Below are 1,928 nucleotides of genomic sequence, written 5' to 3'. Positions count from 1 at the left end.
TGCTCCAGCCAGGGCTTCCAGACCAAGGCGGGCAACTACCAGATCGACCTGCTGCTGGCCAACGTATGCAAGCAGAACGTGACCCGTTTCCCCTATGAGATCGTGCGCCTGGCCGAAGATGTGGCAGGCGGCCTGATGGTGACCATGCCCTCTGAGGCGGACTTCAAGTCCGGCACGGTGGTGGGCCGGAACGGCGAGACCATCGGCGAGATCTGCAACAAGTTCTTCAAGGGCCGCCCCGGTGTGTCCACGGAGGACCGTCAGCGCGTGATGCGTTTCCTGGAGAACATCTGCCTGGGTGCCGCGGCGGTTGGCTATCGTACGGAGTCCATGCACGGAGCCGGCTCTCCCCAGGCGCAGCGGATCATGATTTCCCGGCAGTGCAACATGGAGGGCAAGAAGCAGCTGGCCCGGAACATTGCGGGCATCCATAACGACAACAAGAACTGAAGGTAGGAGGCGAACCGAATTATGGAGTTCAATCTCAGCAAGGAGCAGGCGCTGGTCCAGAAGATGGTGCGCGAGTTCACGGAGAACGAAGTGAAGCCCATCGCGGCAGAGACCGACCGTACCTGCGAGTATCCCCGTGAAAACATTGAGAAGCTGTTCCGTTACGGCGTGATGGGCATGTGCGTGCCCAAGGAGTACGGCGGCGCTGGCGCGGACGACCTGAGCGCGGCCATCGCGGTGGAGGAGCTGAGCAAGGTGTGCGCCTCCACGGGCGACATCGTGGCCACCCACAACGGTCTGTGCTGCGATCCCATCCTGCGCAACGGCACCGAGGCTCAGAAGCAGAAGTACCTGCGGATGCTGACCGAGGGCCGGAAGGTGGGCGCCTTCGCGCTGACCGAGCCCAACGCTGGCTCGGACGCCTCCAAGGGCACCACGACTGCGGTGCTGGAGGGCGACCACTATGTGCTCAACGGCTCCAAGGTGTTCATCACCAACGGCTATGTGGCCGACGTGACGGTGGTGTTCGCCATGACCGATCCCAGCAAGGGCACCCGCGGCATCTCCGCCTTCATCGTGGAGAGCAGCTTCCCCGGCTACTCTGTGGGCAAGCACGAGGAGAAGATGGGCCTGCACGGCTCCCCCACGGCTGAGCTGGTGTTCACCGACTGCATCGTGCCCAAGGAGAACCTCCTGGGCAAGGAGGGCCAGGGCTTCAAGATCGCCATGCAGACGCTGGACGGCGGCCGCATCGGCATCGCGGCCCAGGGCCTGGGCATCGCGGAGGGCGCGGTGGAAGAGGCCATCAACTACACGAAGAACCGCGTGCAGTTCGGCAAGCCCATCTCGCTGTTCCAGAACACGCAGTTCACCTTCGCGGACATGAAGGTGGCGATCGAGGCTGGCCGTCTGCTGACCTACCAGGCTGCGACGCTGAAGACGGCTGGCAAGCCCTTCACCACCGAGGCTGCGATGGCGAAGCTGTTCACCTCCGAGAACGCGATGAAGATCACGACGAAGGCGCTGCAGATGTTCGGCGGCTACGGCTACACGAAGGACTATCCCATGGAGCGGATGATGCGGGACGCGAAGATCACGGAGATCTACGAGGGCACCAGCGAGGTGCAGCGGATCGTGATCGCCAGCCACATGGGCCTGAAGTAAGAACGGAGGGACAGAGCAATTATGAAAGCAATCGTATGTGTGAAGCAGGTGCCGGATACCTCCGGTAAGGTTGCGGTGAAGGCGGACGGCACCATGGACCGCGCGTCCATGGCGACCATCACCAACCCCGATGATATGAACGCCATTGAGGCGGCCCTGAAGCTGAAGGACGAGACCGGCTGCGAAGTGACCGTGGTTTCCATGGGCCCCCCGCCCGCGGAGGGCATGCTGCGGGAGCTGCTGGCCATGGGCGCGGACAAGGCCGTGCTGGTGTCCGGCCGTGAGTTCGGCGGCAGCGATACTTACGCCACCTC

2 protein-coding genes and 1 pseudogene are annotated in these 1,928 nt (G+C 63.2%); all 3 read left to right on the top strand.

Annotated elements, in window-relative coordinates; all coding sequences use genetic code 11:
* On the top strand, positions 1 to 450 hold a 450-nt coding region (locus GPK94_RS07365; protein ID WP_276571507.1), incomplete at its 5' end, for a 4-hydroxyphenylacetate 3-hydroxylase C-terminal domain-containing protein.
* A 21-nt stretch (positions 451 to 471) separates the two neighbouring features.
* Positions 472 to 1,614, top strand: a complete 1,143-nt coding sequence (locus GPK94_RS07360; protein WP_101692071.1) for an acyl-CoA dehydrogenase — start codon at positions 472 to 474, stop codon at positions 1,612 to 1,614.
* 21 nt (positions 1,615 to 1,635) lie between these two features.
* Positions 1,636 to 1,928: pseudogene (locus GPK94_RS07355) on the top strand (electron transfer flavoprotein subunit beta); the annotation flags it as partial.

Origin of the sequence: Pseudoflavonifractor sp. MCC625, assembly GCF_018784545.1 — a bacterium.
Classification (GTDB): domain Bacteria; phylum Bacillota; class Clostridia; order Oscillospirales; family Oscillospiraceae; genus Pseudoflavonifractor_A; species Pseudoflavonifractor_A gallinarum.
This window is presented reverse-complemented; position numbering and strand designations above follow the sequence as displayed.

What these genes read in the sequence shown, in the direction of transcription:
- GPK94_RS07360 (WP_101692071.1), top strand. Translation starts at nt 472, where the DNA reads ATGGAGTTCAATCTCAGCAAGGAGCAGGCGCTGGTCCAGAAGATGGTG.